Genomic DNA, 645 nt, shown 5'->3' with positions numbered 1-645 from the left:
CTGTGGCGACGCCGCCGTTGGCGGCTGCAGCAACATTGACCGCCTGTCCCCCTGTTGCCGCCGTGATCACCACCGCCTGCGTCTTGCTGTGGGTCAGGCCTCCAGCGTCGGTCACCGTCAACGTCACCGTGTAGCTGCCTGCCGCGCTGTAGCTCTTCGTGACCGACACCCCGCTGGCGCTGGTGCCGTCGCCGAACGTCCACGCGTAGTTGGCGATGGGGCCTTCCGCATCGGTGCTGCCGGCACCGGAGAAGCTCAGGCTCGCGCCCACCTGCCCACTCGTCGGGCCGCTGATGTTGGCCACCGGCGCCTGGTTGGCCGGCGCCGTGATCACCACCGCCTGCGTCTTGCTGTGGGTCAGGCCTCCAGCGTCGGTCACCGTCAACGTCACCGTGTAGCTGCCTGCCGCGCTGTAGCTCTTCGYGACCGACACCCCGCTGGCGCTCGTGCCGTCCCCGAACGTCCACGCGTAGCTSGCGATCGGGCCTTCCGCATCGGTGCTGCCGGCGCCGGAGAAGCTCAGGTTCGCGCCCACCTGCCCGCTGGTCGGGCCGCTGATGTTGGCCACCGGCGCCTGGTTGGCCATGCTGCCCGGCGTCCACGCCTCCACCTCGACAATGCGCGAGAGATAGTAGGCTAGGCCGA

The 645-nt window shown here is 69.7% G+C and carries 1 protein-coding gene; it reads right to left on the bottom strand.

All coding sequences use genetic code 11. The features are described 5' to 3' along the window. On the bottom strand, positions 1-645 hold a 645-nt coding region (locus ACXJLH_RS29280; protein ID WP_457447994.1), incomplete at both ends, for a PKD domain-containing protein.

Source organism: Roseateles sp. P5_E4, assembly GCF_054049255.1.
This window is presented reverse-complemented; position numbering and strand designations above follow the sequence as displayed.